The 24,347-nt window shown below is 32.6% G+C and carries 21 protein-coding genes; 14 read left to right on the top strand and 7 right to left on the bottom strand.

Annotated elements, in window-relative coordinates; genetic code table 11:
- Positions 1-58: 58 nt before the first annotated feature.
- Positions 59-607 carry a hypothetical protein gene (locus H0I32_RS06955; RefSeq protein WP_179312435.1) on the bottom strand — a complete coding sequence of 183 codons (549 nt, stop codon included), beginning with the start codon at positions 605-607 and terminating at the stop codon, positions 59-61.
- A 230-nt stretch (positions 608-837) separates the two neighbouring features.
- Between H0I32_RS06955 and H0I32_RS06950 the strand changes: the two genes are divergently transcribed.
- From H0I32_RS06950 to H0I32_RS06935, 4 genes are read left to right on the top strand one after another with little or no spacing between them, the layout of a single operon-like run.
- Positions 838-1,347: a DUF2975 domain-containing protein gene (locus tag H0I32_RS06950; RefSeq protein WP_179312437.1), complete on the top strand. Its 510-nt coding sequence runs from the start codon at positions 838-840 to the stop codon at positions 1,345-1,347.
- 9 nt (positions 1,348-1,356) lie between these two features.
- Positions 1,357-1,866, top strand: a complete 510-nt coding sequence (locus H0I32_RS06945; protein ID WP_179312439.1) for a DUF2975 domain-containing protein — start codon at positions 1,357-1,359, stop codon at positions 1,864-1,866.
- Positions 1,867-1,868: 2 nt separating this feature from the next.
- Positions 1,869-2,369: a DUF2975 domain-containing protein gene (locus H0I32_RS06940; RefSeq protein ID WP_179312441.1), complete on the top strand. Its 501-nt coding sequence runs from the start codon at positions 1,869-1,871 to the stop codon at positions 2,367-2,369.
- Between the two features lie 2 nt (positions 2,370-2,371).
- Complete coding sequence (locus H0I32_RS06935; RefSeq protein WP_179312443.1) at positions 2,372-2,578, top strand: helix-turn-helix domain-containing protein; 207 nt, start codon at positions 2,372-2,374, stop codon at positions 2,576-2,578.
- Position 2,579: 1 nt separating this feature from the next.
- On the opposite strand, the gene H0I32_RS06930 is transcribed toward H0I32_RS06935, so the two are convergent.
- Positions 2,580-2,873 carry a type II toxin-antitoxin system RelE/ParE family toxin gene (locus H0I32_RS06930; protein ID WP_179312445.1) on the bottom strand — a complete coding sequence of 98 codons (294 nt, stop codon included), beginning with the start codon at positions 2,871-2,873 and terminating at the stop codon, positions 2,580-2,582.
- Positions 2,867-3,088, bottom strand: coding sequence for a hypothetical protein (locus H0I32_RS06925; protein ID WP_179312447.1), 222 nt, complete (start codon positions 3,086-3,088; stop codon positions 2,867-2,869). Before H0I32_RS06925 ends, H0I32_RS06930 begins: the two co-directional genes overlap by 7 nt.
- Before the next feature lie 113 nt (positions 3,089-3,201).
- On the opposite strand from H0I32_RS06925, the gene H0I32_RS06920 reads away from it, so the two are divergent.
- The 3 genes from H0I32_RS06920 to H0I32_RS06910 all read left to right on the top strand — a co-directional run bounded on the left by H0I32_RS06920 (position 3,202) and on the right by H0I32_RS06910 (position 6,018).
- Positions 3,202-4,458, top strand: a complete 1,257-nt coding sequence (locus tag H0I32_RS06920; RefSeq protein ID WP_179312911.1) for a Y-family DNA polymerase — start codon at positions 3,202-3,204, stop codon at positions 4,456-4,458.
- A gap of 218 nt (positions 4,459-4,676) precedes the next feature.
- The gene (locus H0I32_RS06915) at positions 4,677-5,120 is read left to right on the top strand and encodes a LexA family protein (protein WP_179312449.1); all 444 of its coding nucleotides are present in this window, start codon (positions 4,677-4,679) and stop codon (positions 5,118-5,120) included.
- A 130-nt stretch (positions 5,121-5,250) separates the two neighbouring features.
- Positions 5,251-6,018, top strand: coding sequence for an XRE family transcriptional regulator (locus tag H0I32_RS06910; RefSeq protein ID WP_173588231.1), 768 nt, complete (start codon positions 5,251-5,253; stop codon positions 6,016-6,018).
- 75 nt (positions 6,019-6,093) lie between these two features.
- On the opposite strand, the gene H0I32_RS06905 is transcribed toward H0I32_RS06910, so the two are convergent.
- From H0I32_RS06905 to H0I32_RS06890, 4 genes are all read right to left on the bottom strand, one after another.
- Positions 6,094-6,372: a F0F1 ATP synthase subunit epsilon gene (locus H0I32_RS06905; protein ID WP_179312451.1), complete on the bottom strand. Its 279-nt coding sequence runs from the start codon at positions 6,370-6,372 to the stop codon at positions 6,094-6,096.
- A 77-nt stretch (positions 6,373-6,449) separates the two neighbouring features.
- On the bottom strand, positions 6,450-7,958 hold the full coding sequence (gene atpD, locus H0I32_RS06900; RefSeq protein WP_179312453.1) for a F0F1 ATP synthase subunit beta: 1,509 nt from the start codon (positions 7,956-7,958) through the stop codon (positions 6,450-6,452).
- Positions 7,959-8,330: 372 nt separating this feature from the next.
- Positions 8,331-10,178: a glutamine--fructose-6-phosphate transaminase (isomerizing) gene (glmS, locus tag H0I32_RS06895; RefSeq protein ID WP_173588234.1), complete on the bottom strand. Its 1,848-nt coding sequence runs from the start codon at positions 10,176-10,178 to the stop codon at positions 8,331-8,333.
- 166 nt (positions 10,179-10,344) lie between these two features.
- Complete coding sequence (locus H0I32_RS06890; RefSeq protein WP_179312455.1) at positions 10,345-11,157, bottom strand: glycogen/starch synthase; 813 nt, start codon at positions 11,155-11,157, stop codon at positions 10,345-10,347.
- A 107-nt stretch (positions 11,158-11,264) separates the two neighbouring features.
- On the opposite strand from H0I32_RS06890, the gene panC reads away from it, so the two are divergent.
- From panC to H0I32_RS06855, 7 genes are all read left to right on the top strand, one after another.
- A complete protein-coding gene (gene panC / locus H0I32_RS06885) occupies positions 11,265-12,116 on the top strand; it encodes a pantoate--beta-alanine ligase (protein WP_179312457.1) in 852 nt (283 codons plus the stop codon).
- Between the two features lie 13 nt (positions 12,117-12,129).
- Positions 12,130-12,480 carry an aspartate 1-decarboxylase gene (gene panD / locus H0I32_RS06880; RefSeq protein ID WP_173588237.1) on the top strand — a complete coding sequence of 117 codons (351 nt, stop codon included), beginning with the start codon at positions 12,130-12,132 and terminating at the stop codon, positions 12,478-12,480.
- A 4-nt stretch (positions 12,481-12,484) separates the two neighbouring features.
- Positions 12,485-13,444 carry a YbhN family protein gene (locus H0I32_RS06875; RefSeq protein WP_179312459.1) on the top strand — a complete coding sequence of 320 codons (960 nt, stop codon included), beginning with the start codon at positions 12,485-12,487 and terminating at the stop codon, positions 13,442-13,444.
- A gap of 34 nt (positions 13,445-13,478) precedes the next feature.
- Positions 13,479-14,636: an alpha/beta hydrolase gene (locus tag H0I32_RS06870; protein ID WP_218841322.1), complete on the top strand. Its 1,158-nt coding sequence runs from the start codon at positions 13,479-13,481 to the stop codon at positions 14,634-14,636.
- Positions 14,637-14,722: 86 nt separating this feature from the next.
- The gene (locus H0I32_RS06865; RefSeq protein WP_173588239.1) at positions 14,723-15,901 is read left to right on the top strand and encodes an alpha/beta hydrolase; all 1,179 of its coding nucleotides are present in this window, start codon (positions 14,723-14,725) and stop codon (positions 15,899-15,901) included.
- Positions 15,902-16,102: 201 nt separating this feature from the next.
- The gene (gene radA / locus H0I32_RS06860; protein WP_173588240.1) at positions 16,103-17,461 is read left to right on the top strand and encodes a DNA repair protein RadA; all 1,359 of its coding nucleotides are present in this window, start codon (positions 16,103-16,105) and stop codon (positions 17,459-17,461) included.
- Between the two features lie 266 nt (positions 17,462-17,727).
- Complete coding sequence (locus H0I32_RS06855) at positions 17,728-24,249, top strand: PA14 domain-containing protein (RefSeq protein WP_179312461.1); 6,522 nt, start codon at positions 17,728-17,730, stop codon at positions 24,247-24,249.
- The last annotated feature ends 98 nt before the right edge of the window (positions 24,250-24,347 follow it).

Here is a 24,347-nt window from a genome sequence, read left to right as displayed (position 1 = left end):
GTAAAGATAGTAAAAGACCTGCTAGGTTTTGAAAACCTGTTAGGTCTAAAAAAAAGTATTAAGCGATAGATTCAGAAGCTATTTTAGCTTTCCACTCATCCTTATCAACCCATTTAAAGTCGTTGGGAACGGTAGCGTCTAATAAATCGATGTTTAATTGTTCTGAAAGTTCATAACCCATAAGGAACGCTTCTTGGTAGTTATTAATAAAATAGAGTTCAAAATGTTTGTTGTTATCGTACCACAAATTCACTTCAAATATATAATCGCCACCTTCTATTGGTTGATGAAATACTGAAACATATTGATAGTTTTTAATAGTTTGCCACGAGCCAAATTTTATAGGACCAACTTCTATAGTTGGTCTAAATCTGGAATTAGCAATGTCTATATGGATACGTTTTCTGGAACAAAAACTGGCGCCAATACCAGCAAAATAAATAACACCTTCAAAATCTATAATTCGGATACCAAGCGGTTGGTTTGTTGTTATCCAAAGAAAAAATTTATATGCTATGATCCCGAAAGCCAATGTGAAAAATAGCGCAGCAATGGGTATTTGCCAAATTGGTCTATCACTTTCGGAAATGATGGTATTGGGTTTCATGTGTTTATATTTATTGTTTTTTTATCGGTCACATGGTACATCCATTTTATCATTTCTTTGGGTATCAAAAGCGAGTTATGGATGTTTTATGTTTCAAATATATGAAAAGACCTTAATACCTGTTAGGTTTTTAAAACCAGAAAGGTCTAATATAATAATCATTGTTTTTCAATAATAAAATTATTGTTTTTCGATAATTTATGTATATTTGTTATCGTAAAACGATAATTATGAATTCTGCAAAAACACTTTATTTGATACTAAATGTTATTATTATTCTTATTTTAATTAGCATTGGTTTAGGGATTTTTGTTTTAGCAACGACCCTCTTTGGTATAAAACAAGATTTTATTGGTTTTAGTGAGGATGTATTAATTTATAAGACGGAAGCCATGCTTTATCGTTATACCTTTTTTAAGCTTGTGGTTTATGCTGTATTTGTCGTTGCTCTTTGGAAATTAAGAAAGGCGACCAAATTGCTATTAAAAAATAATTTTTATAATACAGAACTTATGAGAGGTATGTTTGATTCGGGAAAACTTATGGTTTTTTCTTCAGTTGCTTTATGGGTTATTGATGAGGTGAGCAATAGTTTTTTTAAACGGCACGCTTTGCTTGGTTTAAGTGAAAAAACATTGGTCTATTTATTAATAATTACAATGGGATTATTTTTAATGCTAATGAGTACAGTTCTTAGAGATACTAAGGCTATGAAAGAAGAAAACGACTTAACTATATAATTATTTACAATGCGAAAATTAATCATTTTAAAAAGTTTAATAGATTTTGTTTGGATAGTGACTTGTATTCCTGCAATTCTGATATGTTTATTTCTAATGGTCTATATGTTTGTAGATCCTGAATTTCTAAATCTATTTGTTGATGTCGATGATTCTATATTTGAAACTTCTACATTACCAATTCAGATGTTTGGTTTGGTTTTTATGGTTTTAGCGCTAGCGACAATCTATTGTGTTTATCTGTTTAGAAAAACATTGCGTTATTTTCAGAAGGTAAAACCTTTTCATGAGGATGTTATTGCTAATTTTTATAAGATTGGTTATTTGCTTACTAGTGTTGGGATTGCTTCTTCTGTATTGGTTTTTGTAGGGCAAGTGGTTTTTAAAAGTGAATTTAAAATACACTTAGGCTTAAGTCCTTATTTGATGCTTATTTGTTTAGGTTTATTTTTTATGGTCTTGAGTGAGGTATTTAAGGTAGCGAAAAATGCCAAGGAAGAAAATAATTTAACGGTTTGATTATGAAAAAAATAAGGTACTCTATAATATTATTGTTTTTAGCGCTTGTTGTTTCAATTGTTGGTAATTTGACGATTTCAACATTGGCGTTATTTTTTGATACTTATATTTTGCATTTGCAACAAGGTAAACCTTCTCTAGCAACACAAGGTGTATTTTTAGCTAAAGCCTTGGCTTTGCTAATTTTTGTGTATGGTGTATTCACGCTAATTTCAAACTTAAAAATATTTGCAACAGGTGATTTTTTTAATTCGAAATTAGTAACTACTTATTATAAAGCAGGATCTCTATTTTTATTCTCTGGAATAATTGGCATTGTGATTTCGCTTATTTCCATATTTTTTATGATGAACTATGGTGATATTCATAATCAGATTTATCTTAATATAGACTCAAAAGGCTTGTATATTCTGCTTATAATTTTAGGATTATTCTTTAGACTTTTTTCTGCTGTTCTTAAGAAAGGAAATATAATTCAACAAGAAAACGACCTAACCATATAACCATGCCCATAATAGTCAACTTAGACCTCATATTAGCCCAACGTGGCATGAAGAGTAACGAACTTGCAGAACGTGTTGGTATTACAACCGCAAACTTATCGATCTTAAAAACAGGAAAGGCAAAGGCAATTCGGTTTTCAACTTTAGAAGCCATTTGTAAAGCTTTAGATTGCCAACCTAGTGATATTTTGGAGTATGTGGAAGATTAATTTAATAATTTAAAGGTTCTCGTTTTGTATGTTGTACTCTAAGTATCCTAACCTCAGATATGGTTATTTGGTAGGCAATACGATAGCTATAAACTTCAAAAGCTCTAAATGAGCCATCGTTATTTGTTCTGTATTTATCTAAAGGATAGATTTTGGGATTTTTTGAAAGCTTCTCGGTGGTATCAAAGATTTCTTTTCGTAAGGATATGGCAGATTTTAAAGAATCTTTTTTTACATAGACATAAGCTTCTTTTAGTTGCTTTAAGGCTAGTTTACGCCAAACAACTGCTACCATTTGTTAGCTATTTCTTGGGCTTTTTTATTTGTGTGAAACTCACCCTTTTCAATATCTGAAATAGCGTCATCAATTTCTGTGTTGTATTGTTCTAGACTAATTCTTTTAGAATTTTCAATGTCTTGTTTGAGAACATATTCTAATTTTTCTAAAAGTGTTTCATTGACTTCAGATAGCTGCTGAATAAACTTGTATTTTCTTGCTTCTAAATTCATAATTACAATGTTGTTAGATTATAAAGGTAAGGTTTTTCTTTTTTAATTAAACTTCACATTTTTTGAAAATTAGCAAGTCTCATTTCATGACTTTCTTTTTACCTTTGCCGTCTATGTATGCTTTAGTTGATTGTAATAATTTTTATGCTTCTTGCGAGCGGGTTTTTAATCCCAATTTAGAACAAAAGCCTATTGCTATTTTAAGCAATAACGATGGCTGTGTGATCTCGCGTAGTGATGAAGCTAAGGCAATTGGTTTGCCTATGGGAGCGCCTATTTTTAAATGGGAAAGCTTTTGTAAGGCCAATAATATTAAAGTGTTTTCATCTAATTATCCGTTGTATGGCGATATGAGTAGTCGGGTAATGCGTATACTAGAGCAGTTTACTCCAGATGTTGAAATCTATAGTATAGACGAAGCTTTTCTTCAATTTAAAGGTTTTGAAAATTATAATTTTGAAGACTACGGAGGTCAGATGCGGCAGCGTATTTTAAAATGGACCGGTATTCCTACTTCGGTAGGGGTAGCACCAACGAAAGCTTTGAGTAAAGTGGCGAATAAAATTGCACGTAAGTTTCCTGAAAAAACGAAAGGGGTCTATGTAATCGATTCTGAAGTCTCAAGAATAAAAGCCTTAAAATGGATGAAAATTGAAGACGTTTGGGGTATTGGTCTTGGTTTAGAAAAGCGCTTAAAAGCCAAAGGGTGTCATACTGCTTATGATTTTACTCAGTTGCCAGATGATTGGGTACGTAAAACGTTTTCTATAACCGCGTGGAAGCTGAAAAAAGATCTAGAAGGTATTTCTAAAATTACTTTAGATGAACCTGCAACAAAACGGTCTATTGCTACCACCCGAAGTTTTGAATATACCTATTCTGATATTGATAATATAAAAGAACGCATTTCTACTTTTGCAACCCGTTGTGCAGAGAAATTACGAGAACAAGGCTCTAGTTGCCATATGATCGTTGTGATGTTGAGTAGTGATCGGCATAAAACCGATGCCGAACAGCATAAAGTAAGCGCCATGGTTAGTTTTCCGTATCCAACGGATTCTTCCTTATTAATTAGTGTACAAGCTGTAAAGGCGGTGAAATCGATTTTTAAAACAGGAATAAAATACAAACGGGCTGGAGTTATTGTAACGGGTTTGGTTCCTACAGATAATTTTCAGTTAGACTTATTTCATAAAGAAGATCCTAAGCATAAACCTTTAATGTCCGCTATCGATACTATAAATAAAAAGTATAAAACCAATATGATAAAGTTAGGGAATCAGGATTTAGAACGTACTTGGAAAATGAGACAAGAACGTTTGTCACCTAGATACACAACTAATATTAATGATATTATTATAGTGAAATAATTGTCATTTTTACTTTTTTTAATTTGCCCATGGTAAATTGAGTCTGGGGTTTGTCAATTTAATTCCTTTTTAATTTATTGGGTTTTTGTCGTTGTAGGAATGACCAAACGAATTTTATATGTAACTAGTGCTTAAATAAGTACTAATTCTTATTTTTCATATTGTATATTTATAGACTCTAAGTTTAATTTAAAGATTACCGCTTTTGCGGCAATAAAATGATAACACACAAATCTGAAACCTTAATATTTTTTACACCTGAAGCTGTTGAAGGTGCAGGGACTAATTTTTTTGATACTGGTATTTCAGCAGGTTTTCCATCACCAGCAGAAGATTTTAAAGAGCAACGTTTGTCTTTAGATGACGAATTGGTAAAAAATAAAGAAGCTACTTTTTATGCTAAAGTTAGTGGGCAATCTATGATTGGTGCTGGTTTAGATGATAACGATTTGTTAGTTATTGATCGAAGCTTAGAGCCTGCAAACAATAAAATAGCAGTCTGTTTTTTAGATGGTGAGTTTACTGTAAAACGCCTCAGGGTCTCTAAGGGGGAGGTATGGTTGCAACCCGAAAATCCTAATTACCCCATTATAAAAATCACAGAGGATAATAACTTCTTGATTTGGGGAATTGTAACTAACGTGATTAAAAAGGTGTATTAGAAAATTATATAAATCACTTACATTTTAGTTCTATCTTTTATTAATAAATAATTTTAGTTTTTAAAACTAGCTACTACATGTAGTTTTTGTTACTTATATTTGTAGCGAATACAACTAAACTAAAATTTACATGAAGCCGATTCAGGTTAATATAAAACACTTACGAACCTTAAAAAAAATCTCTCAAGAACGTTTGGCAGATGAATTAAGTTGGAGTCGTTCAATGGTCGGGTCTTACGAGGAAGGTCGTTCAGAGCCCCCTATAGATCGTTTAATAGACTTGTCTAATTACTTTAGTATTCCTATTGATATTTTGGTTAAAAATGATTTACGTAAATCAAAAAACACTTCTTTTATAGAAATAGGGAATCAACGTGTTTTGTTTCCTGTAACGGTTAATGAAGACAATGAAGATTTAATTGAAATTATACCAACAAAAGCATCTGCAGGGTATTTATCTGGTTATGATGATCCTGAATATATAGAACAACTTCAAAAAATTAAATTGCCATTTTTACCAACAGGAACACACCGTGCATTTCCTATAAAAGGAGATTCTATGTTGCCGGTAAAAGATGGTGCTTTCATTGTCGCAAAATTTGTAGAAGCTATTGCCGATGTTAAAAACGGAAGGACTTATATTATCTTAACTAAGGATGATGGTTTGGTGTATAAACGTGTTTATATCCCGGAAGGTGATCTTGTTCATCTATTATTGAGTTCTGATAATAAATCTTATGAACCCTATTTAATTCCAAGAGAAAATATTTTAGAAATTTGGGAATTTACGTGTTGTATTAATACGCAAGAGTATGATGAAAAGGAATTGAAATTAAGTAGTATTATGACGATGTTTCAAGAACTTAAAGTAGAGCTTGAGGCTATAAAGAAGCTGTAAAAAAAGGTGAGTTTACAACATAAAAAAAGCGCGAAATAAATATTTCGCGCTTTTCTGTTTTATATAATGATTGAATTAATCTGCTAAAATAATTAGCTTATTATTCTTCATTTCTAATGTTCCAGAATTGATAGCTAACCAAACTCCTTTATCAGATTTTGTAAATTTAGCTTCAACTTCTTTCTCTAATTGAATAGTGTTACCAGCAACTTTTATATGTCCTTTTGCAAGAATAGATACAATAGGTGCGTGATTGGTTAACATTTCAAATTCACCATTAACTCCAGGAACAGCAACCGAAGTAACTTCTCCGCTAAATAATGTGTTTTCTGGTGATACAATTTCTAAATACATATTCTTTTAGTTTGCAGTCGCAGTTTGCAGTTTACAGTCGCATTAAAGAGACTGAACACTGAGTACTGCTAACTGATTTACGCTTCAGCTAACATTTTTTCTCCTGCTTCAATAGCTTCTTCAATAGAACCTTTAAGGTTAAAAGCAGCTTCTGGTAAGTGATCTAATTCACCATCCATAATCATATTGAAACCTTTAATAGTTTCTTTAATATCTACTAAAACACCTTTAAGACCTGTGAATTGCTCAGCTACGTGGAAAGGTTGTGATAAGAAACGTTGTACACGTCTTGCTCTACCAACAGCCATTTTATCTTCTTCAGATAATTCTTCCATACCTAGAATAGCAATAATATCTTGTAGTTCTTTATAACGTTGTAATAACTCTTTAACACGTTGTGCACAGTTATAGTGATCGTGACCTAAAATATCAGCTGTTAAGATTCTTGAAGTAGAATCTAATGGATCTACTGCAGGGTAAATACCTAGCTCTGCAATTTTACGAGACAATACTGTAGTTGCATCTAAGTGAGCAAACGTTGTTGCTGGAGCTGGATCCGTTAAATCATCTGCAGGTACGTATACCGCTTGTACAGATGTAATAGAACCTCTTTTTGTTGATGTAATACGTTCTTGCATAGCACCCATTTCAGTTGCTAATGTTGGTTGGTAACCTACTGCAGAAGGCATACGACCTAATAATGCAGATACCTCTGAACCAGCTTGTGTAAAACGGAAGATATTATCTACGAAAAATAATACATCTTTTCCTTGTCCTTCACCAGCACCATCACGGAAATATTCAGCAATAGTTAATCCTGAAAGCGCTACACGAGCACGAGCTCCAGGAGGCTCATTCATTTGTCCGAATACGAAAGTCGCTTTAGATTCTTTCATCCCAGCTTTATCAACTTTAGTCAAATCCCATCCGCCTTCTTCCATAGAATGCATAAAGTCATCACCATATTTGATAATACCTGATTCTAACATTTCACGAAGTAAATCGTTTCCTTCACGTGTTCTTTCACCAACACCTGCAAATACAGAAAGTCCACCGTGACCTTTTGCAATATTGTTAATCAACTCTTGGATTAATACTGTTTTACCTACACCAGCACCACCAAATAAACCAATTTTACCACCTTTTGCATAAGGCTCAATTAAATCGATTACTTTAATACCTGTAAATAAAACTTCCGTAGATGTTGATAAATCTTCGAATCTTGGAGCTTGTCTGTGAATTGGTAAACCAGCATCACCAGTTTTAGGTAAATCACCTAGTCCGTCAATAGCATCACCGATAACATTGAAAAGACGTCCGTAAACATCTCCACCAATTGGCATTTGTATTGGAGAACCTGTAGCTATAACTTCTGTTCCTCTACTTAAACCATCTGAAGAGTCCATAGCAATAGTACGTACAGTGTCTTCACCAATGTGAGATTGTACTTCTAATACTAATTTAGAACCATCTGGTCTATTAATTTCTAATGAATCATAAATCTTTGGAAGCTCTGAATCAGTAGCGAATTCTACATCGATAACTGGACCTACGATTTGTGCAACTTTACCTGTAACTTTTGACATTACTCTTATGTTTTTGTTTTGCAATTGTTTAAATATAAAAAAAGACCTGATCAATCAAATTGAATACGTCGGTTTTTCGCGCTGCAAAGATATGAGTTTTAATTTAAATACCACATCAAATTTTATGGCTTTTTTAAGCGTGAAAAACACCTTTAAATTAGAACCTTTAAATAGCTGATACTTATTAGAGTTTATTTTAATAAAGCTTAAAAATTATTTGAATAATATTTTTTAGTCTATAATTAGTTGAAGCTTCAAAACTTCATTAGTAACTTTTGAAGTGGGAGCGTTGGTTTTAATAAATAAAAAAACGGCCTAAGTTTGAATTTTATTCAACTTTAAGCCGTTTATATAATTTGTATGCTAATCGGTTTATTCTACCGTAACAGATTTCGCTAAATTACGAGGTTGATCTACATTTTTATTCAACATTACAGCAATGTGATATGATAATAACTGTAATGGTATTGTAGTTAATAAAGGTGTTAAGCACTCTAATGTTTCAGGAACTTCGATAACATAATCTGCTAATTCCTTTACGCTCGTGTCTCCTTTTGTAACAATACCTATGATTCTACCTTTTCTAGATTTTATCTCTTGAATGTTACTGACTACTTTTTCGTAATGTCCTTTTTTAGTTGCGATAACTACAACTGGCATTTGCTCATCAATTAAAGCAATAGGTCCATGTTTCATCTCTGCAGCAGGATATCCTTCTGCGTGGATATAAGAAATCTCTTTTAATTTTAAAGCACCTTCTAAAGCTACTGGGAAATTAAATCCACGTCCTAAGTATAAAAAGTTTTTAGAATCTTTATAAATATCAGCAATAGTTTTAACGTAAGCATCAGATTTTAAAGCCTCTTCAACTTTAGCAGGAATCATTTCTAATTCTATAAGATGTTGTCTAAACTCTGAGCTAGACATGGTTCCTTTAGCTCTTGCTAAACGTAATGCTATTAATGTTAATACTGTAATTTGAGTTGTAAATGCTTTAGTTGAAGCGACTCCAATTTCTGGTCCAGCATGTGTATAAGCACCTGCGTTTGTTTCTCTTGCAATTGTAGAACCAACAACGTTACATACCCCAAAAACAAATGCACCTTTAGATTTTGCTAATTTTATAGCGGCTAAAGTATCGGCAGTTTCTCCAGATTGAGAAATAGCGATTACAACATCTTTTTCTGTTATTACCGGGTTTCTATATCTAAACTCTGAAGCGTATTCTACTTCAACAGGGATTCTTGCTAAGTCTTCGAAAATATATTCGGCAACTAAACCTGCATGCCAAGAGGTGCCACAAGCAACAATTATAATACGGTCTGCTGCTAAGAATTTTTTCATGTTATCTTCAACACCTACCATTTTAATAATCGCTTCATTACTTAGAAGTCGACCTCTAAAGGTGTCTAAAATAGCACTAGGTTGTTCATATATTTCTTTAAGCATGAAGTGTTCATAACCTCCTTTTTCTATTTGCTCTAAATTTAATTGAAGTTTTTGAACATAAGGATCAACAAGGTTATCGTTCTGAATTTTTCGAACTTTAATATCTTTTCCTCTTCTAATAATCGCCATTTCTTCATCTTCAAGATAGATGGCATTTTTAGTGTATTCAATAAAAGGAGAAGCATCACTTGCAATAAAAAACTCATCATCACCAACACCTATTGCTAATGGGCTACCTAATTTAGCAACAACAATTTCGTTTGGTTTGTTTTTGTCGAAAACAGCAATAGCGTAAGCTCCTACAACTTGGTTTAGGGCTACTTGAACTGCTTTACCTAATTTAAGATTTTCGTTTTTCTTTACGTCTTCAATAAGATTAATTAAAACTTCAGTATCCGTATCTGATTGAAACGTGTATCCTCTTTTAATTAATTCTTGTTTTAAAGAGTCATAATTCTCAATTATTCCGTTATGGATAATTACTAAATCTCCTGAATTAGAAGTATGTGGGTGAGAATTTACATCATTAGGGACTCCGTGAGTAGCCCAACGTGTATGACCAATACCTAAAGTTCCTTTAGTAGAAATCTCATTTTCAATCTTTTCTTTAAGGTCAGAAACTTTTCCTTTTGTTTTTGAAAGTTTAATATTTGTGCCATCATATAAAGCAATACCTGCACTATCATAACCACGGTATTCTAATCTTTGTAGTCCTTTTATAATAATAGGGTAGGCTTCTCTATGGCCAATGTATCCAACAATTCCACACATAGGTTTTTTTTTAAATTATTTTGGTCTGTATAATATATTTCTAAATACACACGTTTTGTTTCGTCTGTTGTATTATTACCGTGTAACATGGTTCCAACAAAACTTAGGATAATTAAACCAACTGACAGAACCTGTAAAGCTAGTTTGTTTTTTCTCATAGTTTATTTTAACCCTTTAATACGGTTTTTGTATAAAACTCGGTGTATGGATCTGCAAATTCTTCAATTGAATAATAGTCCAATACAGGTTTTTCTAAATCGTTTAAATAAGTATCTAATTCTTCAGGTAATTCTTCAGATCCTCTAATGATTGCGTCAGAATTATCTATCGCTACTTTCATTAGGTTAACATAATTAGGTTGTTTTAATAGTTCGGTTGCATCAGCATTCAATCCGTCAAAACCAACTTTAGAGATCATGTCTTTATCTAACGTTCCTTCGAAGTTTTGATTGTATACAGAGGTTACTATTTTGCTTTCAGTAAATAAAGGTTCTGTTTTGTAAAACTCCTTTAAGTATAGTGGTAATAAGGAAGCAAGCCATCCATTAACATGAATAATATCTGGTGCCCAGTTTAATTTTTTAACAGTTTCTATAACTCCTTTTGCAAAGAAAATAGCACGTTCGTCGTTATCCGGAAATAATTTTCCGTTCTCATCCGTTAAAGTCGCCTTTCTCTTAAAATAATCTTCATTATCTATAAAGTAAACCTGAATACGTTCTTTAGGGATTGATGCTACTTTTATTATTAGTGGCATATCTAGATCATTAATCACTAAATTAATACCTGAAAGTCTAATAACTTCATGAAGCTGGTGTCTTCTTTCATTAATGTTACCAAAGCGAGGCATAAATATTCTTATCTGACCTCCTTGTTTGTTTACCATTCTCGGTGCTTCAAAGGACATTGAAGAAATTTCAGTTTCTGGTAAATATGGAACTACTTCCGAGGACACATATAATATTCGTTTATCTTTCATAAATCTACAGCTTTTGTAATTATTAGTAAAAACATGCAAAATTACAAAAATTTGGGCAGATTGCTAGTATTATATTATGTTTGCACGCGTAAATTTTTTGTTACACAGTGAAAAGATTTTTAAATAAAATTGATTTGTCACAGCATATAGATGCTTTGAAGACAAAAGGAAACTCAATAGGATTTGTTCCTACAATGGGTGCGTTACATGAAGGACATGTATCATTAGTTGCTAAAGGTTTAGATGAAAACGACTTTGTTGTTGTGAGTATTTTTGTTAATCCTACGCAGTTTGATAACCCCGAAGATCTCGTTACATATCCTAGGAGTGTTGATGCAGATATTGCATTGTTAAGCGGATTAAGTGATACTAATATTTTAGTTTATACACCCTCTATTGAAGATATTTATGGAGATCAGGCAGTATCTGAATCTTTTAGTTTTGATGGTTTAGAGCACGAAATGGAAGGCGCTTTTAGAAAAGGTCATTTTGATGGTGTTGGTACTATTGTAAAGCGTTTGTTTGAAATTGTAAAGCCTGATTATGCTTATTTTGGAGAAAAGGATTTTCAGCAATTACAGATTATAAAGAAAATGGTAGAGTTACACCATATACCAGTTAAAGTTATTGGATGTGTGATTCATAGAGCCGAAGATGGTTTAGCTATGAGTTCTAGAAATGCTAGATTAACACCAGAACACAGAACTGTAGCTCCATTTATTTATAAAATAATTAATACTGCAAAAGTAAGGTTTGGCACAGAAAGTGCACAACTAGTAACGGAATGGGTTAATGAGCAATTTAAAAAAGAGTCTCTTTTAAAGTTAGAGTATTTTGTGATTGCTGATGTAGCGACCTTAAAGCCGGTAAAAGAAAAATCAACAGAAAAGACATATAGAGCATTTATAGCGGTATATGCAGGTGATATTAGATTAATAGATAATATCGCTTTAAATTAATTACTTTTGTAGCATGCAAATTCAAGTTGTAAAATCAAAAATTCATCGTGTAAAAGTTACAGGTGCAGAGCTTAATTATATCGGTAGTATTACTATCGACGAAGATTTAATGGAAGCAGCAAACATTATACAAGGTGAAAAAGTTCAGATTGTTAACAATAACAATGGTGAACGTTTAGAAACCTACTGTATCCCTGGACCACGTAATAGTGGCGAAATTACTCTTAATGGAGCTGCGGCTAGAAAAGTAGCTGTAGGTGATACTCTTATTTTAATTACTTATGGTATCATGGATATTGAAGAAGCCAAAGTATTTAAACCTTCTTTAGTATTTCCTGATGAAGCTACCAATCTCTTAAAATAGACTGGTGGGTCAACCTAAAACCATCCTAAAAGTTGTTTTTCCTTTACTCTTGGGAGTTGGATTGGTGTGGTATTCTTTGTCTAAAATTTCATTATCTACCTTAGTTCAGTATTTTAAAGATGCTGATTATAGTTGGATTCTCCTTGGCGTGTTTTTTGGAGTTTTAAGTCATGCTTCTCGTGCCTATCGTTGGCTTTTTATGGTAGAACCTCTAGGGTTTAAGCCTCGGTTTGCAAATAGCTTTATGGCTGTATATTCTGCATATCTTATAAATTTCACGATTCCTAGAGCAGGAGAAGTTGCTAGAGCAACCATCTTAACTAATTATGAAGGGATTCCTTTTGATAAAGGTTTTGGTACTATAGTAGCAGAGCGTATTGCAGATACCATTATGCTTCTTTCTATAGTGGCTATCGCTTTTTTTTTAGAGTTCGAATTTATCTATAATTTTTTTGCAGATAAATTTAATCTTTCCTCTTTAATATTAGGAGGCTTGCTGCTTATTGTAGCGGCTTTAGTCATTCTTCTATTTATTACAAAGAGTAGGTCTAAGCTTGCTTTAAAGATTAAATCATTTGTTGTGGGACTTCTAGAAGGTGCGCTTAGTATTTTTAAGATGAAGAAAAAATGGGCATTTATTGGTCATACTTTATTTATTTGGGTAATGTATGTGCTTATGTTTTATGTTACCAGTAATGCTTTACCAGAATTAAATAACATTACATTAACCCCTGTTCTTATAGGTTTTATACTTGCTAGTTTTAGTATTGCAGCAACAAATGGTGGTATTGGTTCTTTTCCAGAAGCTGTTGTTATTGCTTTTTCTATATTTGGTATTGCAGAAGATCCAAGTAGGGCTTTTGGGTGGATTATGTGGTCTACACAAACCTTAGTTATTATTGTTTTAGGTGGTTTATCGTTATTATATTTACCTATTTACAATAGAAAAAATAGAACATTATAAAATATTTTTTACCTTTCTATAAATTTATTAGTCTATGTATACTATAAAGAATTATTCCGTATTTATTATCATGCTTTTTATAGGCTTACATATCCAGTCTCAAGCTATTTATAAAACTATTGATTCTGATAGGCTTGGTGGATCTCGCGAATTAAAAATTCAGTTACCTAGAAATTATAATCCAGAAGAAAAGCATTCTTATCCTTTAATTATTGTTTTAGATGGCGATTATTTATTTGAACCTATTGCGGGTAATATAGACTATCAGTCTTATTGGGAAGATATTCCAGATTGTATTGTTGTAGGTGTTAATCAATCAGAGACAAGAGAAGAGGATTTCTTTTATGGTAAAGAAGCTTTTTTTCCTTTAGAAACCGGAGCTGCATTCTATGAGTTTATTGCTGCTGAATTATTGCCATTTATTGAAGATAACTATAACGCCTCTAACTTTAGAATTGTTGTAGGGCATGATTTAAGTGCCAACTTTATAAATTATTATTTATTTAAAGACGATCCTATATTTAGAGGATATGTGGCACTAAGTCCAGATTTTGCTCCAGAAATGATGGGGAGATTAAAAGAACGTTTATCTATATTAGAACATGAAACGTTTTATTATATGGCAACTGCAGATGCCGATATAAGAGCTGTAAGAACAGCGGTTTTAGAAGCGGATGCTTTATTTACAGGTATAGAAAATGAAAATTTTCTTTATCGATTTGATGATTTTGATGATGCCAATCACTATTCATTAGTTGGACAAGGAATTCCTAAAGCTTTAAATCAGATTTTTACACTTTTTAAACCAATTAGTGCTAAAGAGTATTCAGAAAAAGTTCTCACTTTTGAAGGGACTCCGTTTGAGTATTTAACAAAAAAGTATGACGATATTGAACATTTCTACGGTTTTGAGAAAAAATTAATTGAAAACGATATTAGAGCTATTGCCGCAGCGAGTAATAAAAAAGATGATTCAGAGTCTTTAAAGTCACTTTCTAAATTAGTTAACAAAACCTTCCCTAAGTCTATGTTAAGTGCTTATTATTCAGGGTTGTATAATGAGAAGTATGGAAGCTTAAAAAAAGCATTACTTCTTTATAAGTCGGGTTTACTCTTAGAGCCATCTCAAAGTATTACTAAAGATATTATGCTTGATAAGATGTATGAAATTCAAGATGAAATAGATAGGTAGTGTATTTCATCGAAAAAAAGAAACAACTTGACGATTTTTAGTGATAATTGAGTATGTTTGAATTCCCGAATTTAAACCTACTTATTATGAGAAAAAATGTTCTTATAGCCCTTGCTTGTCTATTTTGTGCAACTTCTTTTGCGCAAATTACATACCGGACAATTTCTTCGTCAAAATTGTCTACTGAACGTAAATTAAAAATAAAACTTCCTAAGGATTATGATTCTAAATCGGATCAAAAGTATCCTGTAATTGTTGTATTTGATGGTGATTATTTATTTGAACCGGTAGTTGGTCAAGTAGATTTTCAAACTTATTTTGATAATATGCCAGGCTCTATAGTTGTTGGTGTTATGCAAGGTGAGGATCGTTTTTATGATGCTTATTATGATCCTGCAACAGGTTTGCCAACAGAATCGGGTTTAAGATTTCACGATTTTATTTCAGAAGAATTATTACCTTATATAGATAAAAAATACAACACAAGTAAATTTAGAGTTGCCGTTGGTCACGATACGATGGGGAATTTTATTAATTCGTATTTATTTAAAGAATCACTTGCTTTTCAGGCCTATGTATGTATTAGTCCAGATTTTGTAGGGTCTTTAAATAATTTCGTGTCAAAACGTTTATCGCTTTTTAAAGATGATATTTTTTATTACATGGCAACATCAGAAAAAGATATTCCTCAAATACGTGAAAGCATACTTTCTACTAATGAACAAATTAAAACATTAGATAATCAGCACTTAACATATTATTTCGATGATTTTAAAAATGAAACTCATTATACTTTAGTAACAGGAGCACTTGCTAGATCTTTTGAAAAGATTTTTGACATTTACAATCCTCTTAGGGAGAAGGAACTTGAAGAAAAAGTATTGCCTTATGAAGGAACTTTAGATCGTTATTTAACAGATCGCTATGAGAGAGTAGAAAAATTATTTGGGATTAAAAAAGAAATTAGTGAGGCTGAAATAGAAAAAGTAGCAAAAGTAGCAGGGCAACGTGAAGATTTAAAATCTCTTGTTAAATTAGGTCACTTAGCTAATAAACTTCACCCAGAATCTTTGTTGGGGACTTACTATTTAGCGCAATCTGCTGAAGAATTAGGGAAAACTAAAAAAGCCAAAAAACTTTATGAATCTGCATTAACATTAAACGATGTAAGTCATATTAATAGAGATTTCATTTTTTCTAAAATAGATGAGCTTACAGTAACTGATTTAGATGAAGAAAGTGATGAAATTGAAGATGAAGAATAGAAAACATCAATTCTCTACCGATTATCTATTACAATATTTATACGATAATATTAAATTGTATTTGTTTACTAATTGGCAATCCAGGTTGGCAACACTTAAAATTTTAGCAATTGTGAGTTGGTTGAAAGACATCAACTAAAATTGTTTTAATTTAGTCGTTTTAAATTTTAAAACAGATTCCTGTTATCTAGGGAAGTGAACATGGCTAAAGTAAAAACAACCTTTTTCTGTCAGAATTGTGGCAGTCAATATGCTAAATGGCAAGGACAATGTACCTCTTGTAAAGAGTGGAACACAATTGCAGAAGAAGTAATCCAAAAACCTGAGAAGAGCGATTGGAAATCACCAACGACTTCTTCAAAGCGTACTACAAAACCCTTATTAATTAATGAAATTGACACCTCTAAAGAGGCGCGTTTAGATATGCGTGATGGTGAATTTAATAGGGTGCTTGGAGGCGGAATGGTATATGGCTCTTTAACACTTTTAGGTGGTGAGCCAGGAATTGGGAAAAGTACATTATTACTTCAAATAGCCTTAAAATTACAATATAAAACCCTCTATGTTTCTGGTGAAGAAAGCCAAAAGCAGATAAAAATGCGTGCAGAACGTATCAATCCAATTAGCAGTAATTGCTATATTCTTACCGAAACAAAAACACAAAATATCTTTAAACAGATTGAAGCGTTAGAGCCAGATATTGTTATTATCGATTCTATTCAAACGTTGCATAGTGATTATATTGAATCTTCTGCAGGGAGTATTTCTCAAATTAAAGAGTGTACTACCGAACTTATAAAATTTGCTAAAGAAACGGCAACTCCTGTTTTATTAATTGGACATATTACGAAAGACGGAAATATAGCAGGACCAAAAATATTAGAACACATGGTAGATACGGTGCTTCAGTTTGAAGGAGATCGTAATCATGTCTTTAGAATTCTTCGTGCTAATAAAAACAGATTTGGATCTACTAATGAGCTTGGTATTTACGAAATGCAAGGCTCTGGTTTGCGTGAAGTTTCTAATCCATCCGAAATTTTAATTTCCGAAAAAGATGATGAGCTTTCTGGTAATGCTATTGCGGCAACTCTTGAAGGTATGCGGCCTTTAATGATTGAGGTTCAGGCCTTGGTAAGTACAGCGGTTTACGGAACACCACAGCGTTCTGCTACTGGTTTTAATGCAAAGCGTCTTAATATGTTGTTGGCTGTTTTAGAAAAGCGAGCAGGATTCCGATTGGGAGCGAAAGATGTTTTTTTAAATATAACAGGTGGTATAACTGTTGATGATCCGGCTATTGATTTAGCGGTTGTTGCTTCCATTTTATCCTCTAATGAAGATGTTGCTTTACCAAGAGAATATTGTTTTGCTGCCGAAGTCGGTTTGTCTGGAGAAATCCGCCCTGTACAACGTGTAGAACAACGCATTCTTGAAGCCGAAAAATTGGGGTTTTCTACTATTTTTGTTTCTAAATATAATAAAATAGCTCTTAAAAATTCAGTAATTAAAATTCAATTGATCTCTAAGATTGAAGATTTGGTAGGTTTTTTGGTTTAAGTTTTCTTATTTTCGATTTAAAAGGAGCGATTAGTTTTAGGTGCTTGATTCAAAGTATTCTCTTTTTATTTGTCTATTGATAAATGTTTTTTATATCCGATTAGATTGATTTTTATGCAGTTAATCTATGTTATGTGTTTTTTGTCGAATAAAAAAATGCATTTTGCCGGATAAAAATGCATTTTGTCGTGTTTTTTAATTAATATTGGTATCGGTAAATATGTGCCGATATGTAATTAATTGATAATAAACACTTTGTATATATTATGTTGACAAAAAACAATTGGAGGCTTTTATTTATGCTTTTTTTTATGTCCTTTGGGACTCATGCTCAGGCTGATTATTCTACTTTATCTGATGGTGAAACTGTTATTGTAAAGAATGAGTTTTTTAATTATGGGGTTAATATCAGTACGGGGGGGACTACTTCTCAAGATCCTACTTTATCATCAGGTGATTCTTGGGATTTTACAGCAACTGTTAACAATGGACGTATTGATTATTCTAGTGAAAAAGTGGGTTCTTCAGCAAATAGTTTAAGAATTACAGACTGGTGGAATAATACAGATTACGTAGAGTTTAACGAGGTAAATATATCTAGTGAAACCGATGTTCAGTTCTCTATTGCTTATGCGACTAACAATCAATTAGGTAGTGGTGATAAATTAAATTTAATTTATTATTTAGATAATGTCGCTACGACAGTTGTTTTAGTTCAAGGAGGAAATGGTGAGGTGAATTTTGATTCTTCTTCAAATAATGGAACTTCTCAAAATAACCCTTTTACATTAGATCTACCAGATAATGCTACTTCTTTTAAATTTAAGATAGAATTGGATGCTGATTCATCTGGAAGTAATGAAATGGTTTATATAGATGATGTGTATTTAACTTCTGGTTCTGGTTCTGGTTCTGCCTCTGGGGATGGAGATTCTGTAGAGAATGATTATTGTGAGCCCGAAGAAGTTGATAATAGTAATATTTATTTTATATCTAATGTTGATTTAAATGGTATTGATTATACAACGACAGGTCATACAGGAGAGTATTATGATTATACAGATATAGGGCAATCAGGAATTTTAAACTTAGGAGAAATACAAACGGGTTCTGTAACTGTTACTCTTAATGATTGGAATGAAAAAAACAACCTAATATCTTTATGGGTTGATTTTAATCAAAATGGTGATTTTGAAGATGATGGTGAGTCTTTTGATTTTCCATTTATAGGGGAGAGCAATGAAACTATGGTTATACCAATTAGTTTTTTAGTTCCAGAAGATGCAACTATAGGAGAAACAAGGCTTAGAGTAACTCTAATAGGGGAAGTTTCTTCCTCTCTTGTCTATGATTCATGTCGTCTTGGTTATAGGTCAGGCGAAATAGAAGATTATAATGTTAATATTTTACAAAGCTATTGTACACCAGATAGTGATTCAGAAGGGACTCATTACCTTACTAATGTTACATTAGAGGGGGATACAAGTGATATTGATAGCGACTCTGGAGATGATGGCGGGTATGCAAATTATTTTAGCAATGGTCAGTATGCAGATTTGTCTATGGGGACTGAATACTCACTTGAGGTTTCTTCGGGTGCTAATACGGAAAATTTGAGTTCTACGGTTTTTATCGATTATAATCAGAATGGTGTTTTTGATGCTGATGAGAATGTGTCTTTTATAGAAGATATTTATGATAGTGGGAATTCTATGAACTTTACTGTGCCTGTTACAGCCATTGAAGGAGTAACGGTAATGCGTGTAGGTATTAAAAATTATTATAGAAATACGGATTACCCTTGCGGTAACAACGATAATGCAGCAGAAGAATTTGAAGACTATAAGGTTTTTATTGGTAGTGAGTTAAATACGTCAGATAGGGATGGAGATGGAGTTGCAGATAGTGCAGATGTAGATAGTGATAATGATGGTATACTAGATATAGATGAAGGTGCTTTATGCGATGAAATAACTCAAAGCCTGTCTTATGAATTTTACGATATAAATGCCTCACCAAGTGTAGGCAATATTCCAACTACGGGAGCCACAGCAACAGGGAGTGTTTCTGAAATTAATGTAGACAATCTGTGGAATATGGTTACGCCAGGAGAGAGTAATGATTTTGCCATTCGATATACTGGTTATATTACTATTAGTACAGAAGAAACATATACGTTTTATACAAGTTCAGATGATGGTTCTAAATTATTTATTGACGGCAATGAGATCGTTGATAATGATGGGGATCATGCTTTTCAAGAAAGATCGGGAACTATTACACTAGCTCCGGGGAATTATCCAATTACTATATTATTCTATGAGAGAACTGGAGATGAGACTTTAAATGTGTCTTATTCTAGTGCAACTATTTCTAAAATGTCTATTCCTTTTACTGTATTGTCAGAAAACAATTGTAAGGATACAGATAGTGATGGAATTCCAGATTATTTAGATTTAGATTCAGACAATGATGGTATCTACGATATTGAAGAAGCAGGTAATGGAAATTTAGATACCAACAACGATGGTTTAATTGATAGTAACGATGCTTCGTTTAACGATAGTAACAATAATGGAGCAGACGATGCAGCGGAAACTACAACACCAATAGATACTTCTGGTGACGGTAATTACGATTTTCAGAATATAGATAGTGATGGTGATGGTTGTTATGATGTTATAGAATCGGGTCATGTAGATAGTAATGCAGACGGACAAGTAGATGGTGCGGGCAGTAGTGTTAGTGGGTTAATTATAGGTGCTTCAACGGCATACACAGGTACAACTACAAATGTGACTACAGCAATAGAGGTTACTGTAGATGACACAGCTTTAGTGGGTCAGTTGGTCTTAGCGGGAGTATCTGCAAGTTTTACTGTAACTAACGTAACTGCAACAAGCACAACTGCATTTACAACAGGGGGTTTGCCAGATTATTCAAATAGTCCCACAGATGTAAGTACAGCTTTAATATACCAATGGCAGTTAAATGGTGTTAATTTAACTGACGGAGGTATTTATACAGGTGTCACATCAGTTAGTTTAAACATTTCAGATGTTACAGGATTAGATGGTAGTGTATACACTTTAGTAGTGACACATGCGGATAATTTATGTGTTCAAATTGAAAACAGTGCCACTCTTAATTTAGATGTAGATACGGATGGTGATGGTATAGGGGATGCTACAGATTTAGATAGTGATAATGATGGTATAACAAATGTAGATGAAGGTGTTGTATGCGATGAAATTAGTAATAGTCTAGCTTATGAGTTTTATGATATAAATGTTACACCAAGTGTAGACAATATCCCAACTACAGGAGCTACAGCAACAGGTAGTGTGTCTGAAATAGATGTAGATGCACTTTGGTCTATGATTACACCTGGAGATGATGATAATTTTGCTATTAGATATACGGGTTTTATTTCTATTAGCACAGATGAAATATATACATTTTATACAAGTTCTGATGATGGTTCTAAATTGTATATTGATGGCAATGAGATTGTTGATAATGACGGAGATCATATTATACAAGAAAAATCTGGAACTATTATACTAACTCCAGGTACTTATCCAATTACTATATTATTTTATGAGAGAAGTGGAGACGAAACTTTAAGTATATCTTATTCGAGTGCAACTATTTCAAAAACAGTAATTCCTTTTTCGGTATTGACAGAAAATATTTGTACCGATACAGATAATGATGGAATTCTAGATTATTTAGATATAGATTCAGATAATGATGGTATACCAGATAATATTGAGGCACAAACAACAGGGGGGTATATTTCTCCAAGTGGTAGTGGAACATCAATGGTAGATTTAAACAACGATGGTATTGATGATAATTACGAATCTGGTTTTACAAGTTTAGAAGATACTGATGGTGATAATATTCCAGATTATATAGATTTAGATAGTGATAATGATGGGACTCCAGATATAGAAGAAAATGGAATGGCTAATACGCTATCAGATAATGATACCGATGGAGATGGATTAGATGATAATTTTGAGGGGAGCAATGTTTCTGATTCGGATGTTAATGATGAAATAGATAATCCTAGTGCGTCTATTTTACCAGACACAGATGGTGATTTAGTCTTAGGAGGGGATTTAGACTATAGAGATGAAATTGATATGTATTTTTCTTCAGCAACAGTAAATTTTGATGGAGAAAATGATTACCTAGAAACCGATCCTTTTATTACTGATTGGGATAAAGGAACCATTATGGCTTGGGTAAAAATTGAGTCTAACACAGCGACGGGAAATTTAAGTGTTAACTATAGTATTGCTGGTCAGCAATACATGCGACTAGTAATAACAAAAGGAAGACAGCTTTCATTTCTTGTTTATACTCAAGCGCAAGTTACAGCATCTAGTAATTACCCCAATAGTCTTTATGTAACATCTGATGTTAGTGAAATGGAAAATGATGTTTGGTATCATGTTGCTGGTGTTTTTGATTCTACATCAAATTCTCTAAAATTATATCTTAATGGTGAATTATTAAATACAGTAATAGATGCTGACTTAAACTCTACATTACTTACCAAAAATTATAACGGTACGGATCACATTTATTCTACTAGGCCATTTGTAATTGGTAGATATCCAACAAATACAAATCCGGCTGGATCTGACCATTTTAATGGAGAAATTGATGAGGTTAGAATATTTGATGAAGCTTTATCTGCAACTCAAATACAACAAATGGTATATCAAGAAATTGAAAATAATAGCGGTATTCTAAGAGGTAAAATTATTCCTAAAAACATTCAGGATTTGCAGAGTTTAGAACAAGTATCTTGGAGTAATCTTCAAGCCTATTATCCAATGTCTAATATTTTAAAATCAGAAGTGCAAGATGAGTCAGGTTACACACATGATTTAGAAATGTATAATATTAATGAAGTACAGTTGCAAACGGCACCTTTACCATACGTCACAAAAGCAGATGGTGATTGGACAGATGCAAATACTTGGTTGCATGGTGATGTGTGGGATATTACTACAAAGGCAGGTAACGAAGATGATGCAACAATTTTAGAGGTTAAACATAATCTTAATGTATCTACAAGTCAAGGTATGATTGGTTTAATCGTAGATGAAGATAAAAATTTTTCTATAAAAGAAGATAGTGGCTTGTATAATAATTGGTATTTAAAATTAGATGGTAGTATTGATTTAGAAGGAGAATCTCAATTAATTCAAACAGAAAATAGTGATTTATTTGTTTCAGATACTGCAAAATTAGAACGCGATCAACAAGGAACGGCTAATTTATATGCTTATAATTATTGGTCATCTCCAGTGCATTCAAGTGATGCTATAACTAGTTCTATTGTAACTTCAGCTGTAACTTATAGTGTTCAAGATGTGTTGTATGACGGAACAAATTCGACTTCACCAGGTGATATTACTTATGTTTCAGGTAATGATGGGGCAATATCTCCTTTTTCTATTGCAAAGCGCTGGTTATATACATATGAAAACTTACTGTCAAATACGTATTCTGCTTGGCAACAAATAACGCCTGGTGAAGACTTAAAAGTTGGTATAGGTTATACGATGAAAGGTGCAAGTTTACTAGAAGAAATAGAGGATCAGAATTATGTCTTTATAGGGAAGCCTAATAATGGAGAGATTAAGCGTAATTTATTTTCAGGAAATAGTTATTTGGTTGGAAATCCGTATCCTTCTGCAATTGATGGTTATCAATTTATATTAGACAACGAAAATGTTATAACTGGTACGCTTTATTTTTGGGAACATTACGGAGGAGATTCTCATTATTTAAGTGGGTATCAAGGTGGTTATGGGTTGTATAATCTTTCGGGTTCAATACCTCCTTTAGAAGATGTTGAGAGTTCATCTGCAGAGCCAAATGAAGATGTAAGTCAAGAAGGGGAATCAACCAAAACACCAAAACGTTACATTCCTGTAGCTCAAGGCTTTTTTGTTATATCTCAAGATGGCGGAGATATAGAATTTAATAACGGGCAGCGTAAGTTTGCAAAGGAATCTGAAGATGTTTCAGTGTTTATGAGATCAAGTTCTAACAATGTTACAGCTGATTCAGATTCACAAGGGTTAGAAGATATGCGTCCTAAATTTAGAATAGGGTATAAGTCTCCTAATAACTACAAGCGTCAATTACTGTTAACTGTTGATGAAAATGCAACTTCAGAGATGGATTGGGGTTTTGATGGTGAGTTAAATGAAAGTAATGTAGAAGATATGTTTTGGAAGATAGAAAACGAGAGCTATCTTATTCAAGGTATAGATGCTGTTTTAAACACTACAATTTTACCATTATCTGTAAAAACAAGTGAAGGTGGAATTATTGAAATTAGTATTGATGCTTTAGAAAATGTTTCTAATGATATAGAAATTTATTTACAAGATGATAATGTTTATCATGATTTAAGAGCAGGGAATTATTTAGCTACAGTAGATGCTGGTGTTATCAATGACCGATTTAATATTGTTTTTGAAACTCCTGAAATACTTTCAATAAACGAAAATACTTTAGATAATGAATTGTTAATGTATTATGATACTAATCATCAGTCTTTCGTTATCTCTAATAAAGAAAATAGATTGATTAAAAATGTTAGGGTTTATAGTGTTTTAGGTAAGAAAATAAAGACTCAAAAAGTCGATTCTAATAGGGTTAATATAGAGTTGCCTGTTTCTTTACAAACCGGAGTCTATCTTTTTGAAGTAGAAGCAGAAAATACGAAAACAACTAAAAAAATATTGATTCCATAAGTTTTAATTTCTTAAAGACATAATTAGTGAAATTCAGATACAGATCTCACCGGTTTTTAAAGCCTGTGAGATCTTGTTATGTTTACCAATTATTATCT

The sequence above is a fragment of the Winogradskyella sp. HaHa_3_26 genome (assembly GCF_019278425.1).
GTDB lineage: Bacteria > Bacteroidota > Bacteroidia > Flavobacteriales > Flavobacteriaceae > Winogradskyella > Winogradskyella undariae.
This window is presented reverse-complemented; position numbering and strand designations above follow the sequence as displayed.